The organism is Mesorhizobium sp. B3-2-1 (genome assembly GCF_006439515.1).
Taxonomy (GTDB): Bacteria; Pseudomonadota; Alphaproteobacteria; order Rhizobiales; family Rhizobiaceae; genus Mesorhizobium.
On the sequence record NZ_VFTI01000028.1, the window covers coordinates 58,333 to 75,778 of the forward strand.

Genomic DNA, 17,446 nt, shown 5'->3' on the forward strand with positions numbered 1-17,446 from the left:
TGTCAACGCGAGCTTACGACACCGCGATGTCGGACAGCGCCGGGCCCAGGTCGCCGGCGGGCGTCACTTCGATGCGTTCGAGGCCAAGCCAGCCCTGCATCTGCTTCAATTCCTCGGAGAGCTGAGCGGCGGTTTCGGGCGGTGCGCCGGGCTCGGCGTAGGCGGCATGGACACGCAGGACACTTGCCGGCCGGTCGGCCTTGAGGTCGACGCGCGCCACGATCCTGTCGCCGAGCAGGAAGGGCAGGACATAGTAGCCATATTGGCGCTTGTCGGCCGGGGTGTAGATCTCGATACGGTAGTGGAAATCGAACAGCCGCTCGCTGCGCGAGCGCTCGAAGACGACCGGATCGAACGGCGCCAGCAGGGCGCGGGCCTCGATCTTGCGTGGCAAGCGCGCGCCCCTATGGAGGTAAGCCGGCTTGTCCCAGCCCTCGACACGGACCGGCAGCAACTCGCCGGTCTCGACCAGTTCCTCCAGGCGGCCTTTCATGTCGGCGGGGGAGAGTCGAAAATAATCGCGCAGGTCGCCCGATGTCGCCACGCCATGGGCGCGGGCGGAGATGCGCAGCAATTCGCGATGTGCATCCTCGGCGGTCGGTACCGGCAGGTCGAGGATCGCCTGCGGCAGCACGCGCTCCGGCAGGTCGTAGAAGCGCTCGAAGCCGCGCCGGTGCGCGGTGGTGATGCGCCCGGCCCAGAACAGCCATTCGAAGGCGTGCTTGGCGTGGCTCCAGCCCCACCAGCCGCCGGAGCCTTTCTGGCCTTCCAGCGCGGAAGCGGCGATCGGGCCGCGTGCCACGACCTCGCGGTAGATCTCTTCTATATAGGGGGCGTGCTCGCGGCCCCATTTGGCCAGCCCCAGATACATTTCATCGCCTTGCTCGGCGCGCCGCATGCGCCAGCGCATCAGCGGGTAGGTCTCGACGGGCAGGAACGAGGCCTCGTGCGCCCAGTATTCGAACACAGTGCGCTTTCGCGTCACGGCGGCATTGTCGAGCAAAGCGAGGGGATAGGGGCCAAGACGCGAATAGAGGGGCATGTAATGGGCGCGAACCACCGCACTGACGGAATCGATCTGCAGCAGGCCGGTGCGAGACAGAACGCGGGCGAAGTGGCGGCGGTCGGGCGTGCCGGCGGGGCGGGGATCGAGAAATCCCTGAGCGGCGAGCGCGATGCGCCGGGCGGCGGCAAGCGAGATCTTTTCCTTCATGCGGATGCGTCTCTGGTGGACCTGTCTGGCGTTGCGGGGGGTGATTCCTGTCCATGCTAGCAGGGTTTTGGCGGCAACCTTGTCAGGAGAGAAAAGTGGAGTAAAAGACGAAGGAAATCAAACAGGAGCATATGGGACCAGTTTCTCCCGGATTGCCGTCCAGCTCGGTGTTTTGAACAAGGTTTGACTTGCTTCGCTGGAAGTGCTGCGCTAACCCTCGCCGCGTTGCAGCATAGGCTCCTTAAAACGGTTCAGCGGTTAATCTGTCACGCTTCCGCATTAAGGTCCGGTGCTGTAATCAACGTGGATTGGCGCCAACGGAAAGCCGCTGCATGAACGCACTCCTCAGTTCGTACCTGCCCATCGTCCTGTTTATCGGCGTGGCGCTGGTGGTCGGCCTGGCGCTGCTCGCGGCGCCGTTCCTGGTAGCCTACCGAAACCCGGATCCCGAGAAGCTGTCCGCCTATGAATGCGGATTCAACTCGTTCGACGACGCCCGCATGAAGTTCGACATCCGTTTCTACCTGGTGTCGATCCTGTTCATCATCTTCGATCTCGAAGTAGCCTTCCTGTTTCCCTGGGCGGTGTCCTTCTCGAAGATCGGCATGCTCGGTTTCTGGTCGATGATGGTGTTTTTGGCAGTGCTGACAATCGGCTTTGCCTATGAATGGAAAAAAGGAGCGCTGGAATGGGATTGAACGACAGTTCAGGCACCCTCGTCGCGCCAAAGCCCAAGGGTATCATCGACCCCAACACCGGCAAGCCGGTGGGGCAGGACGATCCCTTCTTCCTCGAAATCAACAACGAGCTTGCCGACAAGGGTTTTCTGGTCACCTCGACCGAGGCGCTGATCACCTGGGCGCGCAGCGGCTCGCTGATGTTCATGACCTTCGGCCTGGCGTGCTGCGCGGTCGAGATGATCCACACCTCGATGCCGCGCTACGATTCGGAGCGGTTCGGCGTCGCGCCGCGCGCGTCTCCGCGCCAGTCCGACATCATGATCGTGGCCGGCACGCTGACCAACAAGATGGCGCCGGCGCTGCGCAAGGTCTATGACCAGATGCCGGAGCCGCGCTACGTCATCTCGATGGGCTCCTGCGCCAATGGCGGCGGCTATTATCATTATTCCTATTCGGTGGTGCGCGGCTGCGACCGCGTCGTGCCCGTCGACATCTATGTGCCCGGCTGCCCGCCGAGCGCCGAAGCCCTGCTCTACGGCATTCTTCTCCTGCAGAAGAAAATCCGCCGCACCGGCACGATCGAACGGTAAATCCATGGCCGCCTCCCTTAGCGAACTGTCGACCTATCTCGGCGAGAAGCTGCCTGGCCGCTTCGGCGATGCGGTGCTCGCCTATGGTGAGCTCACCGTCCAGGTCGAGCCGGGCGATCTGGTCGAAGTGATGACTTTCCTGCGCGACGATGCGCGCTGCCAATTCATCTCGATCATCGATGTCTGCGGTGCCGACTATCCGTCGCGGGCCAAGCGCTTCGACGTCGTCTATCACCTGTTGTCGCCGAAACAGAATGTGCGCATCCGCGTCAAGGTGCAGGCCGACGAGGAGACGATGGTGCCGTCGATCACCGGCATCTATCCCGGCGCCGACTGGTTCGAGCGCGAGACCTACGATCTCTATGGCGTGCTGTTCTCGGGCCATCCGGACCTGCGCCGCCTGCTGACCGACTACGGTTTCGAAGGCCATCCGCTGCGCAAGGATTTCCCGCTGACCGGTTTCGTCGAAGTGCGCTACGACGACGAAGCCAAGCGCGTCATCTACGAGCCGGTCGAGCTCAAGCAGGAATTCCGCAATTTCGATTTTCTTTCCCCTTGGGAAGGCACGGATTACGTGCTGCCCGGGGACGAGAAGGCAAAGCAGTAAATGGCTGAAACCTCCGTTCGCAATTTCAACATTAATTTTGGCCCGCAGCACCCTGCGGCGCATGGTGTTTTGCGCCTCGTGCTGGAACTCGACGGCGAAGTCGTCGACCGCGTCGATCCGCATATCGGCCTGCTGCATCGCGGTACGGAAAAGCTGATCGAGGCAAAAACCTATCTGCAGGCGGTGCCTTATCTCGATCGGCTCGACTATTGCGCGCCGATGAACCAGGAGCACGCCTTCGCGCTCGCCGCCGAGCGCCTGCTCGGCATCGAGGTGCCGAGGCGCGGCCAACTGATCCGCGTGCTCTATTGCGAAATCGGCCGCATCATGTCGCACATCCTCAATGTGACGACGCAGGCGATGGACGTCGGCGCGCTGACGCCGCCGCTGTGGGGCTTCGTCGAGCGCGAAAAGCTGATGGTGTTCTATGAGCGCGCCTCCGGCTCGCGCATGCATGCCGCCTATTTCCGGCCCGGCGGCGTCCACCAGGACCTGCCGCGGCAGCTGGTCGAGGACATCGGCAAGTGGATCGACCCGTTCCTGAAATCGCTCGACGATCTCGACAAGCTGCTCACCGGCAACCGTATCTTCAAGCAGCGCAATGTCGATATCGGCATCGTTTCGCTGGCCGACGCCTGGGCCTGGGGCTTCTCGGGCGTCATGGTGCGCGGCTCGGGCTCGCCGTGGGACCTGCGCAAGTCGCAGCCCTATGAGTGCTACTCCGAGATGGATTTCGACATCCCGATCGGCAAGAACGGCGACTGCTTCGACCGTTATCTCTTGCGCATGGAAGAAATGCGCCAGTCGGCACGGATCATGCGCCAGTGCGTCGACCTGCTGCTCGGCAAGGAAAGCACCGGCCCGGTGTCGAACCTCGACGGCAAGGTGGTGCCACCCAAGCGCGCGGCGATGAAGCGCTCGATGGAAGCGCTGATACATCACTTCAAGCTTTATACCGAAGGCTACCGCGTGCCGGCCGGCGAGGTCTATGCGGCGGTCGAGGCGCCGAAGGGGGAGTTCGGCGTCTATCTGGTCTCGGACGGCACCAACAAGCCCTACCGCTGCAAGCTGCGCGCCCCCGGTTTCGCGCATCTGCAAGCCATGGATTTCCTGTGCCGCGGCCACATGCTGGCCGACGTCACCGCCGTTCTCGGCTCCCTCGACATCGTGTTTGGTGAGGTCGATCGCTAAATGTCAGTCCGCCGTCTCGCAGAAGCCAGCGTCCAGCCAGCCTCCTTCGCCTTCAACAAGGCGAACGCGGCGGCTGCCAAGCAATGGATCAAGAAGTATCCGAAGGGCCGCGAGCAGTCGGCGATCATTCCCTTGCTGATGATAGCGCAGGAGCAGGAAGGCTGGGTCACCAAGGCGGCGATCGAGACGATCTCCGACATGCTCGGCATGCCGCGTATTCGGGGGCTCGAGGTCGCGACATTCTACACGCAGTACCAGTTGAATCCTGTTGGTACCCGTGCGCACATCCAGGTTTGCGGCACCACGCCTTGCATGCTGCGCGGCTCGGAAGCGCTGATGGATGTGTGCCGCTCGAAAATCCATCACGACCAGTTCCATACCAACGACAAGGGCACCTTGTCGTGGGAGGAGGTCGAGTGCCTCGGCGCCTGCGTCAACGCACCGATGGTCATGGTGTTCAAGGATACGTTCGAGGATCTGACACCCGAGCGTCTGGCCGAAATCATCGATCTCTATGACTCCGGCAAGGGCGCTTCGGTGACGCCGGGACCGCAGAACGGCCGCACCGGCTCGGAGCCGGCCTCCGGTTTGACGACGCTGAAGAGCGAAAAGGCGATCCTCAAGTCGACCCGCGACCGGGAAGCCCGGGAAGCAGCCAAGGCCGCCAAGGCGGCGCCCGACGCGATCATCGCCGCGCCGGTGCCGGCACCGGCTGCCGGCCCTGTCGCGCCGTCCAACGCCAGCAAGCCGAAAACCGATACGCCCGAGACCAGCCCGGTGTTGAAGACGCCTTCAAAGGCCAAGGTGGCGCCGGCGACGGAGAAGGCGGCGAGCGTTGCTGCGCCGCTGCATTCGGCCGCCAATGCCAACAAGGCAGCGCCGGAAGTCGAGAAGGTCTCCAAGCAGCGCAGTGGACCGACGGTCAGGGCCGAACCGGCATCGGCATTCAAGGCGCCGGAAGCCAAGGTGCGAGCCGCAAAGCCGGCAAAGCCGTCGCTGGAGGACAAGAATCGCCCAGCCGGTATCGACAGGCCGGCCGCGGTCGACGATCTCAAGCTGATCTCCGGGGTCGGCCCGAAGATCGAGGGTATCCTGCACACACTAGGCATCTTCACCTTCGCGCAGGTCGCGTCGTGGAAGAAGGCCGAACGCGAGTGGGTCGACGGCTATCTCTCCTTCCAGGGCCGCATCGACCGCGACGACTGGGTCCGCCAAGCCAAGGCGCTCGCCAAGGGCGGCGTCGCCGAATACATCCGCGTCTTCGGCAAGAAGCCGGTCTGAGGGACGAAAAATGCTTCAGGACAAAGACCGCATCTTCACCAATATCTACGGCCTCTTCGACAAGTCGCTGGCCGGCGCCATGGCACGCGGCGCCTGGGACAACACGCCCGGCATCGTCGCCAAGGGGCGTGAGTGGATCGTCAACGAGATGAAGGCGTCGGGCCTGCGCGGACGCGGCGGCGCCGGCTTCCCGACCGGGCTGAAATGGTCGTTCATGCCCAAGCAGAGCGACGGCCGGCCGAGCTATCTCGTCATCAACGCCGACGAATCCGAGCCCGGCACCTGCAAGGACCGCGATATCCTGCGCAACGACCCGCACACGCTGGTCGAAGGCGCGTTCCTGGCCGGCTTCGCCATGGGCGCGATTGCCGCCTACATCTATGTGCGCGGTGAGTTCATCCGCGAGCGCGAGGCGCTGCAGCGAGCGATCGAGGAGGCCTACGAGGCCAAGCTGATCGGCAAGAACAACACGTCGGGCTACGATTTCGAAATCTACATGCATCACGGCGCGGGCGCCTATATCTGCGGCGAGGAAACGGCGCTGCTGGAAAGCCTCGAAGGCAAGAAGGGCCAGCCCCGGCTGAAGCCGCCATTCCCGGCCAATGTCGGGCTCTATGGCTGCCCGACGACGGTCAACAACGTCGAATCGATCGCGGTGGCGCCGACCATCCTGCGTCGGGGTGCGGCCTGGTTCTCGTCCTTCGGCCGGCCCAACAATGTCGGTACCAAGCTGTTCTGCGTTTCCGGCCACGTCAACAATCCGTGCACCGTCGAAGAGGCGATGTCGATCCCGTTCCGCGAACTGATCGAGACGCATTGCGGCGGCATCCGCGGCGGCTGGGACAATCTGCTCGCCGTCATTCCGGGCGGCGCCTCGGTGCCGCTGGTGCCGGCCGAGCAGATCATCGACACGCCGATGGATTTCGACGCGCTGCGCGACCTCAAATCCGGCCTCGGCACGGCCGCCGTCATCGTCATGGACAAGTCGACCGATGTCGTGAAGGCGATCGCGCGGTTGTCCTACTTCTACAAGCATGAAAGCTGCGGCCAGTGCACGCCGTGCCGCGAGGGCACCGGCTGGATGTGGCGGGTGATGGAGCGGCTGGTGCGCGGCGAGGCGCAGAAGCGCGAGATCGACATGCTGCTCGACGTCACCAAGCAGGTCGAGGGTCACACGATCTGTGCGCTGGGTGATGCGGCGGCATGGCCGATCCAGGGCTTGATGCGGCATTTCCGTGGTGAGGTGGAGCGGCGCATCGACGAGTTTTCGCGCAACGCGCACCGGGCCGAACCGGTGATGGTGGCGGCGGAATAAAAAGAAACTCTTGAACGCGGGAAGAAATCGGGGCGGGGCGAACGAAGAAACGACCAGGAGAACTCTATGGCGCCGTATTCGACACCCTACCCGTTGATGCCCAATTTGGACCAGATCGAGAAGATGAACCAGGACCTGACCAGGATGATGCCGAAGGAGATGGCCAGCGCCGTCAACCTTTTCGCGCACCCTATCGCGGGTGCGGTGGCGATGTCGGCGCTTGGCATGGGGCTCGCCAATCAAGCCTTCGGCGTCTGGATGGGCGCGCTTTCGGGTGCCGCCGAGGCGTCACAGCGCCTCATGCAGCCGCTGATCGAGGATTTCGAGGCCCGCGTCGAGCAATTCGAAGACGCGTCGTCCACCAGGGCGCGGGCGACGGCGAAGACCATGATTGCCGAGGCGCAGTCCTTTGCGCAGGAAGTTACGGACATTGCCGCCAAGGAAGCCCCCATCACGGCGCCCGTGGCCGATGCAGGTCCGGCAACGGACGGTGCTCCCGGTGTGCTGATGCCCGAGGATTTCCGTCAGCCCAAGGCCATGGACAGGCCGGCGGAGCCTTCGGATCTGAAGGCGATATCGGGCATCGGTCCGAAGCTGGAGAAGGTGCTGAACGGCCTCGGTATCTGGACGTTCGCCCAAGTCGCCGCATGGTCGCCGCAAGAGATCGCCTGGGTCGACGACTATCTGTCGTTCAAGGGCCGCATTGGCCGTGACGACTGGACTGCCCAGGCCGCGGCGCTGGCCGCCAAGAAGTAAACGAAATGTCGGGCGCTGCTTCTGTCGCGCCCGGGAAATGAGATTGCGGGAAATCCGCAGGGGTTTGAGACGAATGGCAAAGCTCAAGGTCGACGGGAAAGAAATTACTGTACCCGACCACTACACGCTGCTGCAGGCGGCGGAAGACGCGGGCGCGGAAGTGCCGCGCTTCTGCTTCCATGAGCGGCTGTCGATCGCCGGCAATTGCCGCATGTGCCTGATCGAGGTGAAGGGCGGGCCGCCCAAGCCGCAGGCCTCCTGCGCCATGGGCGTGCGCGACCTGCGCCCCGGTCCGAATGGCGAGCCGCCGGAAATCTTCACCAACACGCCGATGGTCAAGAAGGCCCGGGAAGGCGTGATGGAATTCCTGCTGATCAATCACCCGCTGGATTGCCCGATCTGCGACCAGGGCGGCGAGTGCGACCTGCAGGACCAGGCGATGGCCTTCGGCGTCGATTCCTCGCGCTATCACGAGAACAAGCGCGCGGTGGAAGACAAGTACATCGGCCCGCTGGTCAAGACGGTGATGAACCGCTGCATCCACTGCACGCGCTGCGTCCGCTTCACCACCGAGGTTGCCGGCATTTCCGAACTCGGCCTGATCGGCCGTGGCGAGGATGCCGAGATCACCACCTATCTCGAACAGGCGATGACGTCGGAGCTGCAGGGCAATGTCATCGATCTCTGCCCGGTCGGCGCGCTGACCTCCAAGCCCTTTGCCTTCCAGGCGCGGCCGTGGGAGCTGACCAAGACCGAATCCATCGACGTCATGGATGCCGTCGGTTCGGCGATCCGCGTCGATAGCCGTGGCCGCGAAGTGATGCGCATCCTGCCGCGCGTCAACGAGGCCGTGAACGAGGAATGGATTTCCGACAAGACCCGCTTCATCTGGGACGGCCTGCGCACGCAGCGCCTCGACCGGCCCTATGTGCGCAAGGACGGCAAGCTGGTTCCGGCGAGCTGGGCCGAAGCGTTCGCTTCGATCAAGGACGCGGTGTCGAAGACGACGCCTGAGAGGATCGGCGCGATCGCGGGCGATCTCGCGGCGGTCGAGGAAATCTTTGCGTTGAAGCTTCTGATGGCTTCGCTCGGATCGAAGAACATCGATTGCCGCCAGGATGGCGCCGCGCTCGATCCGGCGCTCGGACGCGCCAGCTATATCTTCAATCCGACCATCGAAGGCATCGAGCGGGCCGACGCGGTGCTGATCATCGGCGCCAATCCGCGCTTCGAGGCCTCGGTGCTCAATACCCGCATCCGCAAGCGCTGGCGCCTCGGCAATCTGCCGGTCGGCGTCATCGGCGATATCGGCGATACGCGCTACGACTACGAGCAACTGGGCGCCGGGCCGGACTCGCTGAAGGATCTGGCTGATGGCAACGGCAAGTTCTTCCAGACGCTGAAGAAGGCGACGCACCCGCTTGTTATCGTCGGCCAGGGCGCTCTGGCGCGCGCAGATGGCGCGGCCGTGCTCGGCCAGGCGGCCAGGCTCGCCGCGGCCGTGAATGCCGCCCGCGCCGACTGGAACGGTTTTGCCGTGCTGCACACTGCAGCGGCGCGCGTCGGCGGCCTCGATCTCGGCTTCGTGCCGGGCGAGGGTGGCAAGAACGTCGCCGGCATGCTGGGCGAGACGGACGTGCTGTTCCTGCTCGGTGCCGACGAGATCGACATGAGCAAGACCGGCGGCGGCTTCGTCGTCTATGTCGGCACGCATGGCGACGCCGGCGCGCACCGCGCCAATGTCATCCTGCCGGCGGCGGCCTATACCGAAAAATCCGGCACCTACGTCAACACCGAGGGTCGAGTGCAGCAGACCAACCGCGCCGGCTTCGCACCGGGCGATGCGCGCGAGGACTGGGCGATTCTCAGGGCACTGTCCGATGTGCTGGGCAAGAAACTGCCGTTCGATTCGCTGCCGCAGCTGCGCGCCAAGCTCTATGGCGAATACCCGCATCTCGCCCGCATCGACCAGGTCGCGGCCGGCAATGCCGAGGACATCGCCGGCGTGGCGAAGCTCGGCGGGCGGCTGAACAAGGGCACGTTCACCTCGCCGGTCAAGGATTTCTATCTGACCAACCCGATCGCGCGGGCATCGGCCGTGATGGCGGAATGCTCGGCGCTGGCCAAGAGCGGCTTCAAGCAGGCGGCGGAATAAGCATGGACACCTTCTTCTCCTTCTACGTGCTGCCGGCGCTGCTGATCCTGCTGAAGTCGGTCGTGCTGATCGTCGTGCTGCTGATCTTCGTCGCCTACATCCTCTATGCCGACCGCAAGATCTGGGCGGCCGTGCAGCTTCGCCGCGGCCCGAACGTCGTCGGCCCCTGGGGCACGCTGCAGGCCTTCGCCGATCTGTTGAAGTTCGTGTTCAAGGAACCGGTCATCCCGTCCGGCGCCAACAAGGGCGTCTTCCTGTTGGCGCCGCTGGTCTCCGCCGTGCTGGCGATCTCGGCCTGGGCGGTCATTCCGGTCAGCCAGGGTTGGGCGATCGCCAACGTCAATGTCGGTATCCTCTATGTCTTCGCCATCTCCTCACTGGAGGTCTATGGCGTGATCATGGGCGGCTGGGCGTCCAACTCGAAATATCCGTTCCTCGGCGCGCTGCGCTCGGCCGCGCAGATGGTGTCCTATGAAGTCTCGATCGGCTTCGTCATCGTCACCGTGCTGCTCACCGCCGGCTCGCTCAACCTCAGCGATATCGTGTTGTCGCAGCAGGGTGGGCTCGGTACGCGGCTTGGCCTGCCCAACACGTTCCTCGACTGGAACTGGCTGGCGCTGTTCCCGATGTTCGTCATCTTCTTCATCTCGGCCCTGGCCGAGACGAACCGTCCGCCCTTCGATCTGGTCGAAGCCGAATCGGAGCTGGTCGCCGGCCACATGGTCGAATATTCGTCGACGCCGTTCCTGCTGTTCTTCCTCGGCGAGTATGTCGCGATCGTCTTGATGTGCGCCCTGGCCACCATCCTGTTCCTCGGCGGCTGGCTGCCGCCCTTCGACTTCGCACCCTTCACCTGGGTGCCCGGGGTCATCTGGTTCGTGCTGAAGGTCTGCTTCGTGTTCTTCGGCATCTCGATGGTGAAGGCCTTCGTGCCGCGCTACCGCTACGACCAGCTGATGCGGCTGGGCTGGAAAGTGTTCCTGCCGATCTCGCTGTTCATGGTCGTCGCCACCGCGGCCTTCCTCAAGATCACGGGGTTTGCGTGATGTCCGCTCTTTCCCAGGCCGCAAAATCGCTGCTGCTGCAGGATTTCGTCAGCGCCTTCTTCCTGTCGATGCGCCAGTTCTTCGCGCCGAAGGAGACGATCAACTATCCGCACGAGAAGGGGCCGATCAGTCCGCGCTTCCGCGGCGAGCATGCGCTGCGCCGCTATCCCAATGGCGAGGAACGCTGCATTGCCTGCAAGCTGTGCGAGGCGATCTGCCCGGCGCAGGCGATCACCATCGAGGCCGGCCCGCGCCGCAATGACGGCACGCGGCGCACGGTGCGTTACGACATCGACATGGTGAAGTGCATCTATTGCGGCTTCTGCCAGGAAGCCTGCCCGGTCGACGCCATCGTCGAGGGGCCGAATTTCGAGTTCGCGACGGAGACACGCGAGGAACTCTACTACGACAAGGACAGGCTGCTGGCGAATGGCGACCGGTGGGAGCGCGAACTGGCGCGCAACATCTCGCTGGATGCGCCGTACCGCTGATATTTGACGCATGGACGGGGCGAGAGGCCTCGTCTAGAGGGTGATCCCGAAAAGTTGCGGACTTTTCGGACAAGATCATCCTCCGGAAGACAAAAGTGTCGCACGTTTCTTTCGATCGGGTATTTCAACCCGATCGGAACATGCGATAGGACAACGCGGCTTCCGTACCGGAAGTGGGACGAAGCCAGAGATAACGAACAGGACGATTGTCCTGTTTGGACAGGAACCCGGGGGATCCCCAATGCTGAGTGGACTAGAGGCGGCCTTTTTCTACCTCTTCGCCTTTGTCGCGGTGGCGTCGGCGTTCATGGTCATTTCGTCGCGCAACCCCGTGCATTCGGTGCTGTTCCTGATCCTGACCTTCTTCAACGCCGCCGGCCTTTTCATGCTGACCGGCGCCGAGTTCCTGGCGATGATCCTGCTCGTCGTCTATGTCGGCGCCGTCATGGTGCTGTTCCTGTTCGTCGTCATGATGCTCGACGTCGACTTCGCCGAGATGAAGGAGGGAGCCCTGCAATACGCGCCGATCGGCGCGCTGGTCGGGCTGATCCTGGCGGCGGAGCTGATCATCGTGCTGGGCGGCTACACCTTCGCGCCCAAGCTCGCCTCGACCGTCGCAAAGCCCATTCCGGATCTTGCAACGCGCTCGAACACGGCAGCGCTCGGCGACATCCTCTATACCGACTACCTCTACTACTTCCAGATTTCGGGCCTCATCCTGCTGGTCGCCATGATCGGCGCCATCGTGCTGACGTTGCGCCACAAGGAAGGGGTCAAGCGGCAGTCGATCGCAGCTCAGGTCGGCCGCACAGCGGCGACCGGCATGGAAATCCGCAAGGTCAAGTCGGGCGAAGGAGTCTGAGATGGTCGTCGGCATCGCACATTATCTGACCGTATCGGCGATCCTGTTCACGCTCGGCGTGTTCGGCATCTTCCTCAACCGCCGCAACATCATCGTCATCCTGATGTCGATCGAATTGATCCTGCTCGCGGTCAATATCAACTTCGTCGCCTTTTCGGCGGCGCTCGGCGACCTGGTCGGCCAGGTGTTCGCGCTCTTCGTGCTGACGGTCGCGGCGGCTGAGGCCGCCATCGGACTTGCCATTCTCGTCGTCTTCTTCCGCAACCGTGGCTCGATCGCGGTCGAAGACGTGAACGCCATGAAGGGTTGACGGAACCACCATGTATCAGGCCATCGTCTTCCTTCCACTGCTCGGCTTCCTGATCGTCGGCCTGTTCGGCACGTCGCTCGGTGCCAAGGCATCCGAATACATCACCTCCGGCTTCCTGGTGATCGCGGCCGTGCTGTCATGGATCGCCTTCTTCTCCGTCGGCTTCGGCCATGGCGAGGTGTTCACCGTGCCGGTGCTGCACTGGATCCAGTCCGGCGGCCTGGACGCCTCCTGGGCACTCAGGATCGACACGCTGACGGTGGTGATGCTGGTGGTGGTCAACACCGTGTCGGCGCTGGTTCACATCTATTCGATCGGCTACATGCACCACGATCCGAACCGGCCGCGCTTCTTCGCCTATCTGTCGCTGTTCACCTTCGCCATGCTGATGCTGGTGACGGCAGACAATCTTGTGCAGATGTTCTTCGGCTGGGAAGGGGTGGGCCTCGCGTCCTACCTGCTGATCGGCTTCTGGTACAAGAAGCCGTCGGCCAATGCCGCCGCCATCAAGGCCTTCGTCGTCAACCGCGTCGGCGATTTCGGCTTCGCGCTCGGCATTTTCGGCGTCTTCGTGCTGTTCGGCTCGGTCAATCTCGGCACGATCTTCGCCAATGCAGCGACGTTCATTCCTGCCGAAGGCGCGCCGCAGGGTGCGGCCGTGCTCACCTTCCTCGGCCATGCGCTCGACAAGCAGGCGGCGATGACCGTCGTCTGCCTGCTGCTGTTCATGGGCGCCATGGGCAAGTCGGCGCAGGTGCCGCTGCACACCTGGCTGCCGGACGCCATGGAAGGCCCGACCCCGGTGTCGGCGCTCATCCATGCCGCCACGATGGTGACGGCGGGCGTGTTCATGCTGGCACGGCTGTCGCCGCTGTTCGAATTATCGCATTCGGCGCTGACGGTGGTGACCTTCATCGGCGCCTTCACCGCCTTCTTCGCGGCGACCGTCGGCCTCGTCCAGAACGACATCAAACGCGTCATCGCCTATTCGACCTGCTCGCAGCTCGGCTATATGTTCGTGGCGCTCGGTGTCGGCGCCTATGGCGCGGCGATCTTCCACCTGTTCACGCACGCCTTCTTCAAGGCGCTGCTGTTCCTCGGCTCTGGCTCGGTCATCCATGCCGTCTCCGACGAGCAGGACATGCGCAAGATGGGCGGTTTGAGGAAGCTGATCCCGACCACCTACTGGATGATGGTGATCGGCACCCTGGCGCTGACCGGCGTCGGCATTCCGGTGACCGTCATCGGCACCGCCGGCTTCTTCTCCAAGGACGCCATCATCGAAACCGCCTTTGCCGGGCACAATTCCGTCGCGGTCCTGGCCTTCGTGGCTCTGGTCATCGCCGCCGGCTTCACCTCTTTCTATTCCTGGCGGCTGATCTTCATGACCTTCCACGGCGAGCCGCGGGCGAGCCACGAGGTGATGCATCACGTCCATGAATCGCCGCCGGTGATGCTGGTGCCGCTGTTCATCCTGGCGGCGGGTGCGCTGTTTGCCGGCATCATCTTCCACGGCGCCTTCATCGGCGAAGGCTATGCCGAGTTCTGGAAGGCGTCGCTATTCACGCTGGCGGACAATCACATCCTGCACGAGATCCACGAATTGCCGCTGTGGGTCGAGCTCTCGCCCTTCATCGCCATGCTGATCGGCCTGGCGCTGGCCTGGCAGTTCTACATCCGTTCGCCGGAAATGCCGAGGAATCTCGCTGCCCAGCATCGCGGGCTCTACGCCTTCCTGCTCAACAAGTGGTATTTCGACGAGCTCTACGACTTCCTGTTCGTGCGTCCGGCCAAGCGTCTCGGCTCCTTCCTGTGGAAGACCGGCGACGGGACCATCATCGATGGCCTGGGGCCGGACGGCATTTCGGCCCGCGTCGTCGATGTCACCAACCGCGTCGTCAAGCTGCAGACCGGCTATCTGTACCACTATGCCTTCGCCATGCTGATCGGCGTTGCCGCACTCGTCACCTGGATGATGCTCTGATGACCGCTTGGCCAATCCTCTCGCTGGTCACCTTCCTGCCGTTGGTTGGTGTGCTGCTGATCCTGTTCATCAACGATGACAGCGAAAACGCGCGCCGCAACATTCGCGCCATCGCGTTCATAACCACGGCGTTTACCTTCCTGGTGTCGTTGTTGATCTGGACCGGCTTCGACAATTCGCAGGCCGGCTTCCAGTTCGTCGAAAAGGTCGCCTGGCTCGATTCCGGCATTTCCTACCATATGGGCGTCGACGGCATTTCCATGCTGTTCGTCATCCTGACGACCTTCCTGATGCCGCTTTGCATCCTGGCGTCGTGGGAAGCGATCGAGAAGCGCGTCAAGGCGTACATGATCGCCTTCCTGCTGCTCGAGACGCTGATGATTGGCGTGTTCTGCGCACTGGACATCGTGCTGTTCTACGTCTTCTTCGAAGCCGGCCTGATCCCGATGTTCATCATCATCGGTGTGTGGGGCGGCAAGCGGCGCGTCTACGCCTCGTTCAAGTTCTTCCTCTATACGCTGGCCGGCTCGGTGCTGATGCTGCTCGCCGTCATGGCGATGTTCTACCAGTCCGGCACCACCGACATCCCGACGCTTTTGACGCACAGCTTCCCGGCCAACATGCAGACCTGGCTGTGGCTAGCCTTCTTCGCCTCCTTCGCGGTGAAGATGCCGATGTGGCCGGTGCACACCTGGCTGCCGGACGCGCACGTCGAGGCACCGACGGCCGGTTCGGTCATCCTGGCCGCCATCCTCTTGAAAATGGGCGGGTACGGCTTCTTGCGTTTCTCGCTGCCGATGTTTCCGCTGGCGTCCGAAATGTTCGCGCCACTGGTGTTCACGCTGTCGGTCGTCGCCATCATCTACACCTCGCTGGTGGCGCTGATGCAGGAGGACATGAAGAAACTGATCGCCTATTCGTCGGTCGCCCATATGGGCTTCGTCACCATGGGCATCTTCGCCATGAACCAGGAAGGCGTGCAGGGCGCGATCTTCCAGATGCTCAGCCACGGCCTGGTCTCGGGCGCGCTGTTCCTGTGCGTTGGCGTCATCTATGACCGCATGCATACGCGCGAGATCGCGGCCTATGGCGGCCTTGTCAACAACATGCCGAAATACGCCACCGCGTTCATGATCTTCACCATGGCCAATGTCGGCCTGCCTGGCACGTCAGGCTTCGTCGGCGAGTTCCTGACCATGCTCGGCGTGTTCCGCGTCAACACCTGGGTGGCGTTCTTCGCCGCCACCGGCGTCATCCTGTCGGCCGCCTACGCGCTTTGGCTCTATCGCCGGGTTATCTTCGGCGCGCTGACCAAGGACAGCCTGAAGGGGCTGCTCGATCTGTCGACCCGCGAGAAGGTGATCATCTATCCGCTGGTCGTGCTGGTCATCTTCTTCGGCGTCTATCCCGCACCCGTCTTCGACGCGACGGCCCAGTCGGTCAAGTCGCTCGTCACCAATGTCACCGCATCCATCGGCGCCGCGCAGACCGCGGCGGCGAACTGACCCAGGGGTTTTGCGAACCATGACGCCGGACCTTCTCTCCAGCCTGTCGCTCTCGACGCCCGAGCTGATTCTTGCCATCGGCGCGCTCGCGCTGCTGATGGTCGGGGCCTATTCGCGTTCCAACACCGCCAATACGGTGACCGGCCTTGCCGTCGCCGTGCTGGTGATCGCAGGCGCCTGGCTGATCTTCCACGCAGGGCAGGGCAGCGCCTATGGCAACGCCTTCATCCAGGATTCCTTTGCCCGCTTCATGAAGGTGCTGGCGCTGGTCGGCTCGGCGGTGACGCTCGTCATGTCGATGCGCTTTGCCAAGGTGGAGCGTTTCGACAAGTTCGAATATCCGGTGCTGATCCTGCTTTGCACGCTCGGCATGATGCTGATGATCTCGGCCAACGGTATGATCGGGCTCTATCTCGGCCTCGAACTGCAGTCGCTGGCGATCTATGTGCTGGCGGCGATCAATCGCGACAATCTGCGTTCGACCGAGGCCGGCCTGAAATATTTCGTCCTCGGTGCGCTGTCCTCGGGCATGCTGCTCTACGGCATCAGCCTGGTCTATGGTTACACCGGCAACTTGGGCTTCCACGAGATCGCCACGGCGCTTGGCGGCGGCGAGCGCCAGCTCGGCCTCGTCGTCGGCCTGGTTTTCGTGCTGGCCGGGCTTGCCTTCAAGATCTCGGCCGTGCCGTTCCACATGTGGACGCCCGACGTCTATGAAGGCGCGCCGACGCCGGTGACGGCCTTCCTCGCGGCGGCACCGAAAATGGCGGCGATGGCGCTGATCGTGCGCGTCACCATGGGCGCTTTCAAGCCGATCGCTTCCGACTGGCAGCAGATCATTGTCTTCATCTCGATCGCCTCGATGGCGCTTGGCGCCTTCGCCGCGATCGGTCAGACCAACATCAAGCGGCTGATGGCCTATTCCTCGATCGGTCATATGGGCTATGCGCTGGTGGGCCTTGCCGCCAACAGCCAGGCCGGTGTGCGCGGCGTCGCCATCTACATGCTGATCTACCTGGTGATGACGCTTGGCACCTTCGCCTTCATCCTCGCCATGCGGCGCAAGGAAGGCAATGTCGAGCAGATCAGCGATCTCGCCGGCCTGTCGTCGACCAACCCGGTGATGGCGACGATCCTGACCGTCCTGATGTTCTCGCTGGCCGGCATTCCGCCGCTCGCCGGCTTCTGGGGAAAATGGTACGTCTTCCTCGCCGCCATCAACGCCAATCTCTATGCGCTGGCGATCATCGGCGTGCTGGCCTCGGTGGTGGGCGCCTACTACTATCTGCGCATCATCAAGATCATGTGGTTCGATGAGCCGGTCGGCGGCTTCGTGCCGATGGCCAGCGAATTGCGTGTCGTGCTCGGCGTCAGTGGCGCCTTCGTGCTGTTCTATGTGCTGATCGGCGGGCCGATCGGCACCTATGCCGAAGCCGCCGCCAAGCCATTTTTCTGACGGG

Annotated in this window: 16 protein-coding genes; 15 read left to right on the plus strand and 1 reads right to left on the minus strand. The window is 63.2% G+C overall.

The features are described from left to right. Positions 1-13: 13 nt before the first annotated feature. Entirely contained in the window at positions 14-1,213 is a 1,200-nt protein-coding gene (locus FJW08_RS24965; protein ID WP_140812702.1) for a winged helix-turn-helix domain-containing protein, read from the minus strand. Between the two features lie 332 nt (positions 1,214-1,545). Between FJW08_RS24965 and FJW08_RS24970 the strand changes: the two genes are divergently transcribed. The 15 genes from FJW08_RS24970 (at position 1,546) to nuoN (ending at position 17,442) form a co-directional block, all read left to right on the plus strand. Beyond that, complete coding sequence (locus FJW08_RS24970) at positions 1,546-1,911, plus strand: NADH-quinone oxidoreductase subunit A (RefSeq protein ID WP_010910112.1); 366 nt, start codon at positions 1,546-1,548, stop codon at positions 1,909-1,911. After that, positions 1,902-2,483: an NADH-quinone oxidoreductase subunit B gene (locus tag FJW08_RS24975; RefSeq protein WP_013894808.1), complete on the plus strand. Its 582-nt coding sequence runs from the start codon at positions 1,902-1,904 to the stop codon at positions 2,481-2,483. Before FJW08_RS24970 ends, FJW08_RS24975 begins: the two co-directional genes overlap by 10 nt. Positions 2,484-2,487: 4 nt before the next feature. Next, positions 2,488-3,090 (plus strand): NADH-quinone oxidoreductase subunit C, encoded by a 603-nt coding sequence (locus FJW08_RS24980; protein ID WP_140812703.1) that lies wholly within the window; start codon positions 2,488-2,490, stop codon positions 3,088-3,090. After that, positions 3,091-4,281 (plus strand): NADH-quinone oxidoreductase subunit D, encoded by a 1,191-nt coding sequence (locus FJW08_RS24985; RefSeq protein ID WP_140758033.1) that lies wholly within the window; start codon positions 3,091-3,093, stop codon positions 4,279-4,281. After that, positions 4,282-5,562, plus strand: coding sequence for an NADH-quinone oxidoreductase subunit E (locus FJW08_RS24990; RefSeq protein ID WP_140758032.1), 1,281 nt, complete (start codon positions 4,282-4,284; stop codon positions 5,560-5,562). 10 nt (positions 5,563-5,572) lie between these two features. Beyond that, a complete protein-coding gene (gene nuoF / locus FJW08_RS24995) occupies positions 5,573-6,877 on the plus strand; it encodes an NADH-quinone oxidoreductase subunit NuoF (RefSeq protein WP_015317342.1) in 1,305 nt (434 codons plus the stop codon). Between the two features lie 66 nt (positions 6,878-6,943). Then, entirely contained in the window at positions 6,944-7,633 is a 690-nt protein-coding gene (locus FJW08_RS25000; protein ID WP_140812704.1) for an NADH-ubiquinone dehydrogenase, read from the plus strand. A 73-nt stretch (positions 7,634-7,706) separates the two neighbouring features. Further along, positions 7,707-9,788: an NADH-quinone oxidoreductase subunit NuoG gene (gene nuoG / locus FJW08_RS25005; protein ID WP_140812705.1), complete on the plus strand. Its 2,082-nt coding sequence runs from the start codon at positions 7,707-7,709 to the stop codon at positions 9,786-9,788. 2 nt (positions 9,789-9,790) lie between these two features. Continuing rightward, the gene (gene nuoH, locus FJW08_RS25010; RefSeq protein ID WP_015317345.1) at positions 9,791-10,834 is read left to right on the plus strand and encodes an NADH-quinone oxidoreductase subunit NuoH; all 1,044 of its coding nucleotides are present in this window, start codon (positions 9,791-9,793) and stop codon (positions 10,832-10,834) included. Beyond that, positions 10,834-11,325, plus strand: a complete 492-nt coding sequence (nuoI, locus tag FJW08_RS25015) for an NADH-quinone oxidoreductase subunit NuoI (RefSeq protein ID WP_027025978.1) — start codon at positions 10,834-10,836, stop codon at positions 11,323-11,325. The genes nuoH and nuoI overlap by 1 nt, the downstream gene beginning before the upstream one ends. 241 nt (positions 11,326-11,566) lie before the next feature. Continuing rightward, positions 11,567-12,187, plus strand: a complete 621-nt coding sequence (locus FJW08_RS25020) for an NADH-quinone oxidoreductase subunit J (protein WP_140758029.1) — start codon at positions 11,567-11,569, stop codon at positions 12,185-12,187. Position 12,188: 1 nt separating this feature from the next. Next, positions 12,189-12,497 carry an NADH-quinone oxidoreductase subunit NuoK gene (gene nuoK, locus FJW08_RS25025; RefSeq protein ID WP_140758028.1) on the plus strand — a complete coding sequence of 103 codons (309 nt, stop codon included), beginning with the start codon at positions 12,189-12,191 and terminating at the stop codon, positions 12,495-12,497. Between the two features lie 10 nt (positions 12,498-12,507). Continuing rightward, positions 12,508-14,481 carry an NADH-quinone oxidoreductase subunit L gene (gene nuoL / locus FJW08_RS25030; protein ID WP_140812706.1) on the plus strand — a complete coding sequence of 658 codons (1,974 nt, stop codon included), beginning with the start codon at positions 12,508-12,510 and terminating at the stop codon, positions 14,479-14,481. Next, a complete protein-coding gene (locus tag FJW08_RS25035; RefSeq protein WP_140812707.1) occupies positions 14,481-15,986 on the plus strand; it encodes an NADH-quinone oxidoreductase subunit M in 1,506 nt (501 codons plus the stop codon). The genes nuoL and FJW08_RS25035 overlap by 1 nt, the downstream gene beginning before the upstream one ends. A gap of 19 nt (positions 15,987-16,005) precedes the next feature. Then, positions 16,006-17,442 carry an NADH-quinone oxidoreductase subunit NuoN gene (gene nuoN / locus FJW08_RS25040; protein WP_140812708.1) on the plus strand — a complete coding sequence of 479 codons (1,437 nt, stop codon included), beginning with the start codon at positions 16,006-16,008 and terminating at the stop codon, positions 17,440-17,442. The last annotated feature ends 4 nt before the right edge of the window (positions 17,443-17,446 follow it).